Origin of the sequence: Microvirga aerilata, assembly GCF_016743775.1 — a bacterium.
Taxonomy (GTDB): domain Bacteria; phylum Pseudomonadota; class Alphaproteobacteria; order Rhizobiales; family Beijerinckiaceae; genus Microvirga; species Microvirga aerilata.
On sequence record NZ_JAEQMY010000257.1, the window covers coordinates 1 to 1,660 of the forward strand.

1 pseudogene is annotated in these 1,660 nt (G+C 63.2%); it reads left to right on the top strand.

Annotated features, from left to right (window positions below):
* Positions 1–226 precede the first annotated feature (226 nt).
* Positions 227–1,473: pseudogene (locus JKG68_RS32165) on the top strand (IS701 family transposase).
* Positions 1,474–1,660 lie beyond the last annotated feature (187 nt).

Genomic DNA, 1,660 nt, shown 5'->3' on the forward strand with positions numbered 1-1,660 from the left:
CGCTGGCCCGCTTCTTCGGGCAGGAGCGTCAGGTAGGGCGCCACCAGCGCCCATTCCTCATCGGAGACATCGGAGGGTAAGGTTTGCGAGCAGAGGTCATCCCGCCCCAACGGCTATGACCTCAAGACAGGTCCATAACAGTCTCTAGCACTACTTTGGCAGGTACGAGGATCTGGGCGAGCCTTGCCGATTTCTTTTTCTGAAGGGTTTTGCGCAGGAGGTTGTCATGAGCACCTCAGTGGCGTGGGAACACGAACTTCAGTCCTGGCTTGAACCCTTCCTCACGCCCCTTCGTCATCCAGCCCGGCGGCGCATGTGCCCGCTCTATGTGGCCGGTCTGATCGGGCCCGGTGCGCGCAAGAGCCTGCAGCCGATGGCGGCGCGGGTGGCGCCGGCCGACTATGATCAACTGCATCACTTCGTGGCGGTCAGCCCCTGGGACGAGGCGCCACTCGAGGCCGAACTGCTGGCTCAGGCCAACCGGCTCGTCGGTGGCCCCGATGCTGTTCTGGTGATCGACGATACAGCCCTGCCCAAGAAAGGCACGCATTCGGTGGGTGTCACCTCACAATATGCCGGAGTGCTGGGCAAGAAGGCCAACTGCCAGAGCTTGGTCTCGCTGACGCTTGCCAAGGATGAGGTGCCGGTCCCCATCATGCTGCGGCTGTTTCTGCCCGAGACTTGGATCAAGGATCCCGAGCGCCTGCAACACGCCGGCGTGCCTGAGGCGCTCTGGACGGAACGCTCCAAGCCGGAGATCGCATTGGCGGAACTGCGGCGGGTCATGCAAGCCAGGGTGAGCTTTGGGGCCGTTCTGGCCGATGCCGGTTACGGCATCAGCGCGCCTTTCCGGCAGGCGCTCTCGGCTCTGGGGCTGCTGTGGGCCGTGGGCACCGTGCGCATTCAGAAGGTGTATCCGGCGGATGTGCAGATGGTGGCCTCCACCACCACGCGCGGACGACCCCGCAAGACGCTGGTTCCGGATGGCGAAGCGGTTTCGGCCGAGGCCATGCTGGCTAAGGCATCATGGCGCCGGATTACCTGGCGGCGTGGCACCAAGGGGCCGCTGCGGGCAAAGTTCGCCGCTGTTCGCGTGCGGGTCGCCGACCGACCGGCGGTGTACCTGCGCGGGCATGCTAATCAGCATCTGCCGGGCGATGAGGTCTGGCTGATAGGCGAGCACCGCTCGTCGGGGGAGCGCAAATACTACCTGTCTAACCTTCCGCCCAATGCCTCACTGAAGCAGTTGGCCTCTCTCATCAAAGCCCGGTGGGTGTGCGAGCAGGCGCACCAGCAGCTCAAGGAAGAGCTCGGGCTTGATCACTTTGAGGGCCGGTCATGGCGCGGCCTGCATCGGCATGCGCTGCTGACGCTCATTGCCTATCTGTTCCTGCAGCATGTGCGCCTGCGGGCAGCCACAGGGGAAAAAAGAAAAGTCAGCGGACCACCACCGCAACCCAGCTTGCCGGCTAACCGGCGCATGCTGCTTGATCATTTGGCGCACGCCATGCGCCTGCGATGTCCGATGTGTCACGCTCGCTTTACCCTTGGTTCAATGATGGGGGTGCCAAAGTAGTGCTAGATGTTTGGTAGCGGAACGTTGTTGGGATCCGGTGCGTTGCGCGATTGAGGAGTACACTTGGCGCTTTGACGGTCTGCG